Source organism: Lactococcus taiwanensis (assembly GCF_017068355.1).
Lineage (GTDB): Bacteria > Bacillota > Bacilli > Lactobacillales > Streptococcaceae > Lactococcus > Lactococcus taiwanensis.
Genome location: NZ_CP070872.1, coordinates 1767484 through 1782534 on the forward strand (window position 1 = coordinate 1767484; position 15051 = coordinate 1782534).

Genomic DNA, 15051 nt, shown 5'->3' on the forward strand with positions numbered 1-15051 from the left:
TCTGTCAGTAACGCTTTTACTCTGTTTTTATCTGCCTTCGAGATAAACCATCAGAATACTAATATCGGCAGGGTTAACTCCCGAAATCCGACTTGCTTGTCCCAAAGTTTCAGGGTTAATTTTTTTAAATTTTTGACGCGCCTCTGTCGCAATAGAATCAAGTTTATCCCAGTCCATATTCTTAGGAATACGTTTTGCTTCTAAACGGTGCATCTTTTCAACCTGATCCATGGCTTTCTTGATATAACCTTCATAAGTGATTTCAGTTTCAATCAGCTCAATGACCGTACGGTCAATTTTTTCTGGGGCTGCGCCAATGAAATTAATGACATCATCATAATGAACCTCAGGACGTTTCAAAAATTCTGCACCTGTTAGAGCATCCTTAATTGGACCAAATCCCATCGCACCTAACTTTTCTTGCGTTTCAGGTAATGGTTTTAATTTTTCAGCTGATAACCGTTTCATTTCTCGATCAAATTGAGCCATCTTTTGTTCATAAATTTCCCATTGTTGATCCGATACCAAACCAACTTCTCGCCCCATTTTTGTCAAACGGCGATCCGCATTGTCGTGGCGGAGAATCAGGCGGTATTCTGCACGGGATGTCAGCAAACGGTAAGGCTCAAGCGTCCCTTTAGTGACCAAGTCATCGATCATTACGCCAATATATGCTTCACTCCGTTTTAAAATAAACTCAGGTTTTCCTTGAACTTTAAGCGCAGCATTGATTCCCGCTACCAAGCCTTGACCAGCAGCTTCTTCATAACCTGACGTCCCATTGGTTTGTCCCGCAGTAAAGAGGCCAGCGATGAGTTTAGTTTCTAAAGTTGGACGAAGTTGATGAGGCATGACGACATCATATTCTATCGCATAACCGGTCCGCATCATTTGTGCATTTTCAAGCCCTGGGATAGAGCGTACCAGATCAAATTGGACATCTTCTGGCATTGATGTTGAAAGTCCACCAATATAAACTTCTTCGGTGTTGCGTCCTTCCGGTTCAAGGAACAATTGGTGCCGTGGTTTATCAGCAAAGCGGGTAATTTTGTCTTCAATAGATGGACAATAACGAGGGCCTACACCTTTGACCATTCCTGAAAAGAGCGGTGCACGATGGAGGTTTTCTCGCAAGATGGTGTGACTATTTTCTGTTGTATAAGTCAACCAACAAGGGATTTGATCTTTGAGGTAATCTTCATCACGGCTCATAAAGCTGAAATGATTGGGTGCAGTGTCGCCAGGTTGAATCTCCGTTTTATCGTAATCAATCGAGCTGGCCAACACACGTGGAGGTGTACCCGTTTTAAAACGCCCAATTTCAAAACCAAGTTGGCGCAAATGATCTGCCAAGCCGATTGAAGAGAGCGAATTATTGGGGCCTGAGGCATATTTCAACTCCCCAATGATAATTTCTCCACGTAACGCCGTCCCGGTCGTGATCACGACTGTTTTAGCCCCATAACGTGTCCCAGTCGCAGTCTTTACACCTACCACTTCGTTTTGCGCTTCATTTACCAACAGTTCTTCTACCATTCCCTGACGAAGGGTTAAATTTTCTTGGTTAGAAACGGTATTTTTCATTGATAACGCATATTCATTTTTATCCGCTTGAGCTCTTAAGGCTCGAACCGCCGGTCCCTTACCTGTGTTGAGCATTTTCATTTGGATATAGGTCTTGTCAATATTGCGACCCATTTCACCACCTAAGGCGTCAATTTCTCGTACAACAATTCCCTTGGCTGAACCACCAATAGAAGGGTTGCAAGGCATAAAAGCAACCATATCTAAGTTGATGGTCAAAAGTAAGGTTTTACAGCCCATTCGCGCTGCAGCAAGACTAGCTTCTACACCCGCATGCCCGGCTCCTACAACAATGACATCATAATTTTCTTGAACGTCCATTTTTTTGCTTCGAATTTTACAAAATTCGTCCTTTTCTTTTAGATTTTCTAATCATAACTAAACGATTCTTTGTGCTTTATTTTTTTCAAACAAAAAAGCCAAAGCTGTGAAAAATACGACAAAAACTCACTCCGAAAATTACTGACCAAGCGGTCAGTGACTTCCAGTGACTTTCGCATATTTTCCCGAGCTTTGACCATCGAGTTCTTACTAAGATATTGATATTTTACCCTATTTCAGATTATATTTCAAGAGGATTTTCTCAAAAAAGAACTTTCTTCCCCATGCTAATTTTATTTTAGATTGTTTCTTCCATTTGACGATAGAAAACCTTTTGTTCAGTTTGTTGAGCATTCAAGTAACCTTGCCCGACAATCAGCCGATCTTGCTCCATATCCGTAGGATCACTTTCGCCTGTATAATCCACTTCACCTTGGGCTGTCCTTACGGGGATAGCACTGCCACGTGGATAAATGGCGATAATTACTTCTTCCTTTTCTTTAAGCCCTAGCCGGATCAATCCAGTATCACTATTTTTTTCCCGAAAAACGAGCTCATCAGAAGCACCATCACGCGTCAGTAATGGACCTGTGATTACCACTTCTTGTGCAGAATTTGCTTCCAGATGCTCATTTTTCCACAAGCCAGCTAAAGAATCAAATTTCCCTTCCACTAGCTCATCGGCAACAATTCTCAAAGCACGTTCAGAACTTTGACTAGAAGTACGTTGGGTCGTCGTGATGGAACGCTCATCGCGCTGATTTTGTACGCTGAAAAAAAGGGCAATGCCAAGAATCACAATTAAAGAGAGCAATAAACCGTCTAATATAATTAATGTTCTTTTCATCTCACCCTCCTTTACTAAGAAATTTATTATAAAATTATTATAATACTTTTCTTAGTAAATGGCTAGTAAAATGCTTAGATAGAAAAAAGTCCCTCCAGAAGAGCAACTTTTTTCTTAGGCTTCACCCCGCAGGGCACAAAATCGACCTGGAAGTTCGGCTGACTTTTTACTGTAGCCAGATCGTTTCTTCTCAAGCGGTATCGCATGCCAATCCTCAAGGAGCGCAATGCTATGATAGCGTTGGAGATATCCAACACATTCTTCACACCACTCCTCATCACCAGATTGCCAAAAGGCGGTTTGTAAACCTTCCTTGCTTGTGTATTCTTTAAACTTGCTGGCCATTTTTAACCATTCTTTTTTATAGCATTTTAAAGCTTTATAAAAATCATCAAATTCATCAACTGAAACAATATCTTCTTTCCAGCCATCGAAGAACCACCATGGCTCGTCGGTGCCGTACATCGTTACTACTCTATACATTTCTTCTTCTTTCCGCTGTTTTATACGCATACCTATTCTAGCGGATTATTTTTCTTTTTGAAAATAATTTGCTTAATACTTTCATTTTTCCTAAATAAAGGTGGTCAAAAGGCTGATGGCTTGTGGCTTTGCAAGCTTTTCATACCTTTGATGCTCTAGTAATTTTATGATTCCACTAGTTGAATAAAACGTATTCTAAAAATAACTTTATTTTTCTTCAGGTGTTGGATTTTCAATAACTTTAACACAAAATTCCCATAATTCTTGGAGACGCTCTTCTTGGTGGGTCAAATGTAAAATCCCAATGACCGCTTCGAATCCTGTAGAGATTCGATAAGTGACTACATCCGTATTTTTAGCTGTAGTTTTCGAATGGGCATTGCGCCCACGCTTAAAATAATTCAGCTCTTCTTCAGTGAGAAAACCCAGCGCTTCCATAGCTGCAAATATTTTTGCCTGTGCTTTGGCAGAAACAAACTGTGTCGCATGTTTTTGGAGTTGAGCTGGTTTGGTCAAGCCTTTGCTCAAGAGATAGTCTCTGACAAAGACCTCATAGACTCCATCTCCTATGTAGGCCAATGCGATTCCATTTAGTAATGCTGCTTGTTGTTTATTCACGATGCCAACGCACCCCTTCTTTCGTATCCTCCAAAACGATTCCCTCAGCTTTAAGTTGATCACGGATTTCGTCAGCTTTAGCAAAATCACGCACTTCACGCGCTACTTGGCGCGCCTCTATCATTGCTTCAATCTCACTTGCGAGTCGTTCTGCTTTTTCGAAATGAATGCCTAAGATTTCAAGCACTTGATCAAAGAACTCCAGTGTTAGCATACCGCCATGACCTTTGTTAACCCAGCTGATAAAGTCGTAAAAGACTGTAAGTCCATTTGCAATGTTGAAATCATCGTCCATCGCCTCTTTAAAACTAGTTTGAAATACTGACAGCTCTGTCAGCTCCGTTTCAGTTAATACAGCAGAGGCGTCAAGGTTACGATAAGCATTTTCAAGCTTTTTAACGTTATTTTCCGCATCCTGTAGCCCTTCTTCAGTAAAATTAACTGGGCGACGATAATGCGTCGTTGCTAGGAAAAATCGAAGAACACGTGGCTCAATAGCCTGTAAAAGCTCATGTACAGTGGTAAAATTTCCCAGTGATTTGGACATTTTTTCACCATCCACATTTACAAATCCATTGTGCATCCAGTAATTGGCAAACTTTTGTCCTGTCTTTGCTTCTGATTGGGCAATCTCATTCGTATGATGTGGGAATTCCAAATCGGCACCCCCACCATGGATATCAATTGTATCTCCTAAAAGTGACGTACTCATTACTGAACATTCAATATGCCAACCTGGTCTACCCGCACCCCAAGGAGCATCCCAAGAGATTTCTCCTGTTTTTTCTGCCTTCCATAAGGCAAAATCAGCAGCCGATTCTTTACGCGCAGCTTCCTCATCCAGGCGTCCTGAAGCTCCCTCTAAAAGCTCTGCAAGGTTCTTGTTTGCTAATTTGGCATAATCTTTAGCTTTTGCTACTCGGAAGTATACATCGCCATCGACGACATAAGCAAATTTTTTATCAATCAAATCTTGAATAAAGACGATCATATCTGAAATATATTCAGTCGCTTTGGGATTATGCGTTGCCTTTTTCACGCTTAATGCTGCAGTATCCTCATAAAAAGCTCTAATATAGCGCTCTGAGACTTCCTGAGGCGTTGTAGACTCATTGTGCGCTACCTTGATAATCTTATCATCCACATCTGTAAAATTAGAGACATAGTCCACAGTGAAACCACGATACTCCAGATATTTTCTGATCACATCAAACGCAACTACACTTCTTGCATTACCCACGTGGATATAATTGTAGACCGTTGGACCACAAACATACATTTTCACTTTTCCTGGTTCAAGTGGTTGAAATTCCTCTAGATGTCGACTCATCGTATTATAAATTTTCAGCATATTTTTCCATTTCCCTAACTGATGGAGCTGTCAGCTCCTGTTCTCTTTCAAAAAAGAAGCGTTAAGGCCTTCCTCAAAAAATTCTATCTGTTTTTCTTATTCTAGCTCTTTATTGGTCTGAGGGGTGATGAGAGGAATGGTAACTTGCTTCACGGCGCTCTTCTAGGGTCGTGATTTTCTTTATATCTTTCTTGCCATCTACCCTGACCACACGTGCAGGGATACCTACAACCGTTACCCGCTCAGGAACATCACTTACAACCACTGCACTTGCGCCAACTTTAGCATTTGCCCCCACCTCAATAGGTCCGAGCAGTTGAGCATGTGCTGAAATTAAAGCACCATGTCTTACAGTAGGATGTCTTTTTCCTTTATCTTTTCCAGTCCCACCAAGGGTGACGCCGTGATAAAGTTTCACATCATGTTCAACAACAGCCGTTTCTCCTATAACTAAACCAGAGCCATGATCAATAAAGACGCCATAATCAATCTGTGCCCCAGGATGAATCTCTATCTGTGTCCAAAAACGCCAAAATTGAGAATGCATCCTCGCCAAAAGTTTAAAATGGTGTCGCCACAGAAAATGAGAAAGCCGATGTGCCGCTAAAGCTTTAACTCCTGGATAAGTCAATAAGACTTCCAAGGCTGTCCGCGCTGCGGGATCATTTTCTTTGGTTACCCGAATGGCTTCTCGCCAGAAACCTTTCTTTTTTTCGCTCATTATTTCCTACTTCGTTAAAAAATACTTATAGTGATTATACCATAAGTATTCATCTCATTTCTCAGACCAAGGATGACCTAGACCCGCTCAATACAATTACAAGCCTAGTTCTTCCCATGTAATCATTGAATTTTTGACATCTTCTTGTGAATAATCTAAAGGATTAACTGTGATTCCAACCGTTTGGCCAAAATCATTGTTCGCATCATCTGTTGGATGAAGCAACTCTGGCAACTTCATGAACAAAACCTGACCATTATTTTCCTTAAATTCTTTACTAAAATAAGCTTCACCATACCACTTTGAGAGACTATCCAAGTTATCAAAAAGAGGAAGATATTCTTGGTTCGTTTCACTCATTAGATTTGGAAAATGCCGTTTATTGTTCACCGTCACAAAAGCTGGGACAAAATAGTACTTATCTGCTTGAGGAGCCTGAAGGTTTTCTGGACTGAACGCTTTATTCAAAATATCTGTATAATGAACCAAAAATTGCATGAATTCAGACTTCCCAAAGTAGACAGTATTCCCCCGATCCTCATCTTGAGGCAATTTGGGGTTAATCGCCACCACATCTATATCTGTTGGCATGAGTTGATCCAAGAGATCGACTAAAGAGTGTAATTCCCACTCTGTCTCGAAATCCTCTAATTCCGATAAGAAAACCTCCAGTTCTTTTTCTGTCGTAAAAACAGGGATTGCTTTATGGTCTTCTAAAGGTACGAAGAATACTTCTTTAGGAACTAAAACAGGGAATTGATGAAATGCATAGACCAATGATAAGTCTTCCATGAATGACCCTGGGTTGTCAAGAGATAAACGCAAGCGCTCATCAAGTTCTGGATTAATAGTATATTTAGCCATATTTTTTGCTGACAGGGCTGTCAGTAACTTTTGTGCTCTGATTACCCCATTTTACAGCTTTTCCGTTTATTCAGGTTTTTGATTTGAAAGTTCTGGGAAGTCCTGATCTAGTTGAGGATGACGTTCGCGACGCTCAAATTGGTGTGGATAGGTCTTATCAGTCTTGACTTCTTCCTTATCAGCATATTGAGTACGCTCACGGCGTTCAAAATTATGATGACGGTTATTTCCCTTGCGGTAGGAAGAATTTTCCCGTTTCTCCCGTGGCTTCCGCTCTGGCTCAACATAGTCCTCTGGTTTTTCAACTAAAGCACGCATAGAGGCATCTACCCGTCCCTTGTCATCAATCTTTAAGATCTTGACTTTGACACTATCGCCTACTTTTAACAAATCTTCCACTTTATCCGTATGCGCCCAGGCCATTTCAGAAATATGAACCATTGCATCTTGCTTACCAAATAGATTTACAAAAGCACCAAAACTTTCGATACGAACTACTTTTGCATCATAAATTTCACCAACTTTTGCTTCACGAACAAGTTCAGCAATCAACGCTTTTGCTTGATCAATTGCTGCCTGATCAGATGAAAAGATTGAACAAAGTCCTTCGTCATCAATATCAATTTTTACGCCCGTTTCAGCAATAATTTTATCGATTTGCTCGCCACCTTTACCGATAACAACTTTAATTTTATCGACAGGAATTGAAATGGTATCAATTTTAGGCGCTGACGGTGCTAACTCTTTCCGAGGTTGTGCAATTGTTGCTTCAATCACATCAAGAATTTGGAAACGTGCAGTTTTTGCTTGTGCAAGAGCTTCGGCAAGAATTTCTGGTGTAATTCCTGAAATTTTAATATCCATTTGCAGCGCAGTAATCCCGTCACGAGTTCCCGCAACCTTGAAGTCCATATCACCAAAATGGTCTTCAAGCCCTTGAATATCTGTCAAAACAGTATAATTTGTTCCGTCAGAAATCAAGCCCATCGCAATCCCAGCAACTGGTGCTTTGATTGGCACACCACCAGCCATCAGCGCAAGTGTTCCTGCACAGATTGAAGCTTGTGATGACGACCCATTTGATTCTAAAACTTCAGCGACCAAACGAATGGCATAAGGGAATTCCTCTAAAGAAGGCAATACTTGTTCTAAAGCACGTTCACCGAGCGCTCCGTGACCAATTTCACGACGCCCAGGTGCCCCGTAACGTCCTGTTTCCCCAACAGAATACTGCGGGAAATTATAATGATGCATAAAACGTTTTTTATATTCATCATTCAAACCATCAATGATTTGTGCTTCACTCATTGGTGCCAAAGTCAATGTGGATAATGCTTGGGTTTGACCACGAGTAAATAAACCTGTCCCATGTGTAATATTACGTGGGGTAAAGTCAATTTCAGCATCAAGCGGACGAATTTCATCAATTTTACGACCGTCAGGACGGATTTTATCTTCAGTAATCAAGCGACGAACTTCTGCATGTTCCATTCCTTCAAGAATTTCAGCAAGATCACGCAAAATGATTGATAGATTTTCATCATTTTCATATTTTGCACTATAATCAGCAATCACTTTATTTTTGACTGCTTGTGTCGCAGCTTCACGCGCCAATTTTTCTTCGACTTGGACAGCTTGTTGCAGCTCTGCATTGTAAGCTGCAATCACTTCGGCTTTTAAAGCTTCATCAACATGCAAAAGTTCAACTTCAGCTTTTTCTTTTCCAACTTTTGCAACAATTTCATTTTGAAATTCAATTAATTCTTTAACAGCATTATGTCCTGCCAAAAGTGCACCAAGCATCACTTCTTCTGAAAGTTCCTTGGCTCCAGATTCAACCATATTGATTGCGTTGATATTTCCCGCAACAGAGAGCTCCAAACTTGAAGCCTCTTTTTCCGCAACAGTTGGATTGATGATATATTCTCCATCAATATAAGCAACTTCAACACCTGCAATTGGTCCATCAAATGGAATATCAGAAATTGCAAGCGCTAAAGAAGAGCCAAACATAGCTGCCACACGGCCAGAAGCATTTTCATCATAAGAAAGGACGGTATTAATGACTTGAACTTCATTACGAAAACCTTCAGCAAACATAGGACGAATAGGGCGGTCAATTAAACGCGCAGTCAAAGTTGCATCTGTTGAGGGACGTGCTTCACGTTTGTTGAACCCTCCTGGGAATTTACCCGCCGCATACATTTTTTCTTCATAGTTCACTTGAAGTGGAAAGAAATCGCCGGAGGACATCTTACCCATTGTAGCAGCTGTTAAGACAGTTGTATCCCCATAACGTACAACAACGGCTCCATTTGCTTGCTTGGCGACTTGCCCTGTTTCAACAGTTAGCGTTCGCCCTGCAAATTCGATTGAAAATGTTTCTTTTGCCAAATTTTATTTCTCCTCAATCTGAATCTACCAAAAGGTGTTTTGTAGATTCAGTTTACTGCATATTTTATTATTTAAGCTTTAACTCCATGTGTTACTAAACAAAAATCAGTCCATCAACACTGACAGCGCTGTCAGTAAATGCATTCAAAAATATCTTTCATTTTTGCGCCTTACTATAGCTTATTTTGATAAGCTTAACGTTGACCTACTCATCTTTGTATAGAACTACACGCATGTCTCATTATACAATAATTTGTCAAAGAAAAAAAGGCTCATTCAGAGCCTTTTCCTATTATCTATGACATCTTTTATTTAGCTGTTTTTACACCAACAGTGCCACTTACTTTAAATTGATTTGCAGCATCAAGTGCTTTATAAGTATCAAGTTGATCTTGAGTTGCGAAATAGAGGTTACCATCGATTTCTGATTGGATAGATTTTCCGTCAGTATCTTTCATATCACGTGCTTTGATTGATGCATTTTCAGCGACGTAAACATCACCTTTGATATTGCCACCTTCGAGATCAAATCCTGGTGATTTAATAATCAAACGGTCAACCGTCAAAGTATGTGATTTAGTAACTTGGTGTGAATCATTTTGATCAATCATCGCAAGTGTACGTTGAACCGTTGCATCTTCATTGAGGAATGTACCGTCTACAGTAATATCTTTACCAGAAGCATCCACATCACCATTAGCGGAAACAAGCCAAGCTCCATCTTTACCAAGCGCTTTTGTTAATACTGAAACATCTTTTGTACCAGTTGTTGCGCCTGTTTCAGTATCCGTACCATTTCCTTTGAATGAATAAGTTACATTACCATGTGAACCAGCAGTAATTCCACCAGCTTCAAATGAAACAACATCTCCTTTAACTACTGAGGTTGTTCCAGTTACTTTAACTTTTTGAGCATCTGGAAGTTCGTTATAAGCATCCAAGAGATCTTGACTAGCAAAGGTCAAGTTACCATCAATTGTTGCTTCACCTGCTACAGAACCCGCAACCGTACCATTTTGAGCGTGGAATCCAGGAGCAAAGACATCAACGTTACCTTTGACAGTACCATTTGAAATATAGAAGCCTGGTGATTTCACTTCAATTTTATCGACAGTCAAGGTATAACGATCAGTGATTTTATGGTTATCATCTTGATTATAGATGGCCAATTTACGAGCGACTTGTCCATCTCCTAAGAAAAGACCTTCAACAGTCAAAGTTTTTCCAGAAGCATCCATATCGCCTTTAGTTGCGTTCAACCAAGCTCCATTTTTAGCAAAGCCTTTTTGAAGATCGGCAAAGCTATCTGTCCCTTGAGTTGCTCCAGCAAAGACTTCAGCTTTTGAAGATTGTTCTGTTTTATTATCAGAACTTGAGCTTGAGTTGTTATTCCCACAAGCAGCAAGCAAAGATACAGAAAGTACTGATACTGCAAGCAATGAAATGACTTTAGTTTTTTTCATTTTATTTTCCCCTAAAATGGATATTTTGTTCGTAACCGTTTCCTTTAACGAACCTTACAGGATTATTATATCATTTAGAAAATTCAAATGCAAGACTTTGCCGTAAATTTCACAAACTTCACATCGTTTTTCATGAAAATGTTTTCAATGCCTTTATTATCAATATTTAAAGTTCTTTTATTTATTTTTTAGAATACTAAGTTTGTGAAATCTGAATTTTCTAACATTTGAATCTTCATCTTCTTTTTATACTTTTTTAAACTCAGCATTGAATATTTTGACTAAGTTTCTTGCAAAACAGACTATGAAAATCCTCATATTTTTGATAAAATAGTCCTATAAGTATTTCAATAGATAGAAAATGGAGAGAAATCGTGGTTTACTCTGACTCACACTTAAAGCTGTTCGCCTTAAACTCAAATCCTGGTCTTGCTGAGAAAATTAGCCAATTCACAGGTGTCCCTCTAGGAAAATTATCTTCAAAACAATTTTCCGATGGTGAAATCATGATTAACATGGAAGAAAGCGTACGTAGCCAAGACGTTTTTATTGTTCAATCTACGAGTTGCCCTGTTAATGATCATCTTTGGGAACTTTTGATTATGATTGATGCCTGCAAACGCGCTTCTGCTAATACCATCAACGTCGTAATTCCTTATTTTGGCTATGCCCGTCAAGACCGTACAGCAACTTCACGTGAGCCAATCACGGCTAAGCTTGTAGCTGATATGATTGTTAAAGCAGGAGCTGATCGACTCCTTACACTTGACATACATGCCGTTCAAGTCCAAGGCTTCTTTGATATACCTGTCGATAATCTCTTCACTGTTCCGCTTTTTGCGGACTACTATCGCAAGAGCGGGCTTTATGGCGATGATGTAATCGTCGTTGCTCCAAAAAATTCTGGGATTAAACGTGCTCGATCTCTAGCTGAATATCTTGAATCTGCTATCGCCATTGTCGATTATGAAGATGATGATACTAATCGAGAAAATGGCTATGTTATTGGGAATGTTGAGGGTAAAAAAGTTATTCTTATTGATGATATTCTCAATACGGGTAATACTTTTGCTAATGCTGCACAAGTCGTGCGTGAAGCAGGAGCGAGTGAAATCTATGCTGTAGCAAGCCACGGCCTCTTTACCACGAATGCTGCGGAAGCACTGGAAAAAGCTGATATTAAAGAAATCCTGGTGACTGATTCTGTAGTTACTGAACATCGGAAACCTCTGAACGTTAAATACCTGAGTGCTGCTGAATATCTTGCTAGTGCAATCTTACGTATTCATGAAGGACGCCCTGTCTCTCCTCTTTTTGAGCACGAGAAACCTCAGGACTAATTAACGATTTCTAATCTTCAAAAAAGATATTGTTGTTACAGCAATATCTTTTCTCATCTCACAACTTAATTCCTCCTAAAAACTTATCTTACTTTCTTGACGGATGACAGCCCAAAGGCTATACTAGTAAGATAATGTCCACTTAATTTAATAAAAAATAGTATTTTGAAAGCCTGCATTTTTCCGCTTTCAACCTAACTTAGAAAGAGAGAATAATACTATAATATATCTTGATAATGCTGCAACCACACCACTTCTTCCGGAAGTTGTGACCTCAATGAGTGACAGCTTAACTTTAACTTTTGGAAATCCATCAAGCATCCACGGACTGGGACGTCAAGCAAGCCACGTTGTACGTCAAGTTCGGGAAACAGTCGCACGGGCTTTGGCTGTCAATAGCCGCAATATTCTTTTTACTTCTGGTGCCAGTGAGGCCAACAACCAAGCGTTGATTGGCTACGCTCTAGCCAATAAAGCTAAAGGGAACCATATTATTACCACAGCTATTGAGCATCCTTCTGTCTTAAATACTGTACAATACCTTCATGACCGTTACGGTTTTGATGTTACCTTTGTAAAACCAAAAGCAGATGGGAGTTTCCCAGCTTCACTTATCGAAGAACAATTACGTGCTGACACAATTTTAGTCAGCATGATGTGGGCTAATAACGAAACAGGTCAACTCCTCCCCGTTACTGAGGTAGGGAAGCTTTTAGTAAATCATCAGGCTGCCTACCACGTAGATGCCACACAGGTGCTTGGGAAAATACCTGTCCATCCTGAAGAAGTTGGAGCTGATTTTCTTTCAGCCTCTGCTCACAAATTTCATGGACCAAAAGGGGTAGGTTTACTTTACTTTAATGAAAAATTACGTTTTGACGCCTTAATCCATGGGGGAGAACAAGAGGAAAAACGACGAGCTGGTACAGAAAATATCCATTCACTCGTTGGGATGGCAACGGCATTAGAATTTGCCATTGAACATATGGATGAAAACTATAAAAAAGTAGAACTCCTCCATAAAACACTTTTAGAAGAACTCAATTCTGACGCAGCACCCCTCACTTTTTATAAGAATCAGTTTGGTAAGAGCATGCCCCATGTCCTCAACATTGCTTTTCCTCATGAAAATCACGACCTTCTCTTAACAAAATTGGATCTGGCTGGTTTTGCTATTTCTACAGGCTCTGCATGTACAGCAGGAACCATTGAACCTTCACATGTTTTAGAAGCTATCTATGGTAGCGGATCTGAAAAACTAAAAGAAAATATACGAATATCTTTTTCGGAGCTGAATACAATTGATGAAATTAAAAAGTTTGCTGAACATCTTAAATTAATTTTAAAGAAGTAAGGAGAAAATATGGCTTTTGTCACTGAAAAACAACCAGAAGGCTGCAAATACATCTATAGTCTTGCACCTACACTCAAGAAATTTACACTCAAAGATATGACTTTTTCGGAAACAAAACTCGGAAATTACGAATTTAAACGGATGCTTGAGGAAATACCAAATTCAAACGAAGGTTTTTTACTCAAAATCATTGTTAATAAAGAGTTAAATGGTTTTAAACTCTCTCTCACTGATAAATCGGGTTTAAGAAATGTTAATATCTTTCAACATGCCAATAAAATTATTCAAGATAAGTTTTACTTCCAGATGGATACCTTCGTGGACCGTGGAATATTCAACAAGCAAGAAATCTAAAAACTTCCTAAGTCAGGAAGTTTTTTTAATAAGAATTAAAAAAAACTGTCATGAATGACAGTTTTTAATATACGTAAAAGTATGATTAAGCTTTGATTTCAGCAACGATACCTGAACCAACAGTACGTCCACCTTCACGGATAGAGAAAGTAGTACCTTGTTCGATCGCAACTGGGTGGATCAATTCAACGTCGATATGCACGTTGTCACCAGGCATTACCATTTCAGTTCCTTCAGGAAGTTTAACTGAACCAGTAACGTCAGTTGTGTGGAAGTAGAATTGAGGACGGTAGTTGTCGAAGAATGGAGTGTGACGTCCGCCTTCTTCTTTGCTCAATACATAAACTTCACCTTCGAATGTTGTGTGAGGTGTGATTGAACCTGGTTTAGCGATAACTTGACCACGTTCGATTTCGTCACGTTGGATACCACGGAGAAGGGCACCGACGTTATCACCAGCAAGTCCTTCAGTAAGTGTTTTACGGAACATTTCGATACCAGTAACAACAGCTTTTTTAGTTTCTTCTTTGATACCAACGATTTCGATTTCGTCACCAACTTTAACAGTACCACGTTCGATACGTCCTGAAGCAACTGTACCACGACCAGTGATAGAGAATACGTCTTCGACTGGAAGAAGGAGTGGTTTGTCAGTGTCGCGTTCTGGAGTTGGGATGTATTCGTCAACGATATCCATCAATTCTTCAACTTTAGCAACCCATTGTGGTTCACCGTTCAAAGCACCAAGTGCTGAACCAGCGATTACAGGGATATCATCACCTGGGAAGTCGTATTCTGAAAGGAGGTCACGGACTTCCATTTCAACGAGTTCCATCAATTCGTCGTCATCAACAAGGTCTGCTTTGTTAAGGAAAACGATAAGGTATTTAACACCAACTTGACGTGAAAGCAAGATGTGTTCACGAGTTTGTGGCATTGGTCCATCAGTTGCAGCAACAACGAGGATCGCACCGTCCATTTGGGCAGCACCAGTGATCATGTTTTTAACGTAGTCCGCGTGACCTGGAGCGTCGATGTGAGCGTAGTGACGTTTTTCAGTTTCGTACTCGATGTGAGCAGTGTTGATAGTGATACCACGTTCGCGTTCTTCAGGTGCAGCATCGATAGATGCGAAGTCAGTTGCTTTTGAGTAACCTTTGTCTGACAATACTTTAGAGATTGCAGCTGAGAGGGTAGTTTTACCATGGTCAACGTGTCCGATAGTACCGATATTTACGTGTGGTTTGCTACGGTCGTAAACTTCTTTAGCCATTTTAAAAATGTCTCCTTTGAGAAAATTGTTTTATAATAGGCAGGCTGCATAATCACAATCTACCGTTCCTTAACATTATACTCA

Annotated in this window: 13 protein-coding genes; 3 read left to right on the top strand and 10 right to left on the bottom strand. The window is 40.0% G+C overall.

From position 1 onward, the window contains the following. Positions 1 to 27: 27 nt before the first annotated feature. The 9 genes from mnmG to JW886_RS08735 form a co-directional block, all read right to left on the bottom strand. Entirely contained in the window at positions 28 to 1905 is a 1878-nt protein-coding gene (mnmG, locus tag JW886_RS08695; RefSeq protein WP_205871881.1) for a tRNA uridine-5-carboxymethylaminomethyl(34) synthesis enzyme MnmG, read from the bottom strand. Positions 1906 to 2203: 298 nt separating this feature from the next. After that, positions 2204 to 2752 (bottom strand): hypothetical protein, encoded by a 549-nt coding sequence (locus JW886_RS08700; RefSeq protein WP_200407447.1) that lies wholly within the window; start codon positions 2750 to 2752, stop codon positions 2204 to 2206. A 114-nt stretch (positions 2753 to 2866) separates the two neighbouring features. Beyond that, positions 2867 to 3235: a DUF1033 family protein gene (locus JW886_RS08705; protein WP_075525353.1), complete on the bottom strand. Its 369-nt coding sequence runs from the start codon at positions 3233 to 3235 to the stop codon at positions 2867 to 2869. A gap of 207 nt (positions 3236 to 3442) precedes the next feature. Next, positions 3443 to 3853: a Mini-ribonuclease 3 gene (locus JW886_RS08710; protein WP_205871882.1), complete on the bottom strand. Its 411-nt coding sequence runs from the start codon at positions 3851 to 3853 to the stop codon at positions 3443 to 3445. Then, positions 3846 to 5204: a cysteine--tRNA ligase gene (cysS, locus tag JW886_RS08715; protein ID WP_205871883.1), complete on the bottom strand. Its 1359-nt coding sequence runs from the start codon at positions 5202 to 5204 to the stop codon at positions 3846 to 3848. The genes JW886_RS08710 and cysS overlap by 8 nt, the downstream gene beginning before the upstream one ends. A gap of 109 nt (positions 5205 to 5313) precedes the next feature. Continuing rightward, a complete protein-coding gene (cysE, locus tag JW886_RS08720) occupies positions 5314 to 5925 on the bottom strand; it encodes a serine O-acetyltransferase (protein ID WP_075525300.1) in 612 nt (203 codons plus the stop codon). Positions 5926 to 6021: 96 nt separating this feature from the next. Further along, a complete protein-coding gene (locus JW886_RS08725; protein ID WP_205871884.1) occupies positions 6022 to 6789 on the bottom strand; it encodes a hypothetical protein in 768 nt (255 codons plus the stop codon). 66 nt (positions 6790 to 6855) lie between these two features. Beyond that, positions 6856 to 9183, bottom strand: a complete 2328-nt coding sequence (pnp, locus tag JW886_RS08730) for a polyribonucleotide nucleotidyltransferase (RefSeq protein WP_205871885.1) — start codon at positions 9181 to 9183, stop codon at positions 6856 to 6858. Between the two features lie 308 nt (positions 9184 to 9491). Beyond that, the gene (locus JW886_RS08735) at positions 9492 to 10646 is read right to left on the bottom strand and encodes a hypothetical protein (protein ID WP_205871886.1); all 1155 of its coding nucleotides are present in this window, start codon (positions 10644 to 10646) and stop codon (positions 9492 to 9494) included. Between the two features lie 374 nt (positions 10647 to 11020). Between JW886_RS08735 and JW886_RS08740 the strand changes: the two genes are divergently transcribed. From JW886_RS08740 to JW886_RS08750, 3 genes are all read left to right on the top strand, one after another. Then, complete coding sequence (locus JW886_RS08740; protein WP_075525304.1) at positions 11021 to 11986, top strand: ribose-phosphate diphosphokinase; 966 nt, start codon at positions 11021 to 11023, stop codon at positions 11984 to 11986. A gap of 220 nt (positions 11987 to 12206) precedes the next feature. Further along, positions 12207 to 13340: a cysteine desulfurase family protein gene (locus tag JW886_RS08745; protein WP_205872510.1), complete on the top strand. Its 1134-nt coding sequence runs from the start codon at positions 12207 to 12209 to the stop codon at positions 13338 to 13340. Between the two features lie 9 nt (positions 13341 to 13349). Next, a complete protein-coding gene (locus tag JW886_RS08750) occupies positions 13350 to 13694 on the top strand; it encodes a DUF1831 domain-containing protein (RefSeq protein WP_205871887.1) in 345 nt (114 codons plus the stop codon). Positions 13695 to 13779: 85 nt separating this feature from the next. On the opposite strand, the gene tuf is transcribed toward JW886_RS08750, so the two are convergent. Beyond that, entirely contained in the window at positions 13780 to 14967 is a 1188-nt protein-coding gene (tuf, locus tag JW886_RS08755; protein WP_075525307.1) for an elongation factor Tu, read from the bottom strand. Between the last annotated feature and the right edge of the window lie 84 nt (positions 14968 to 15051).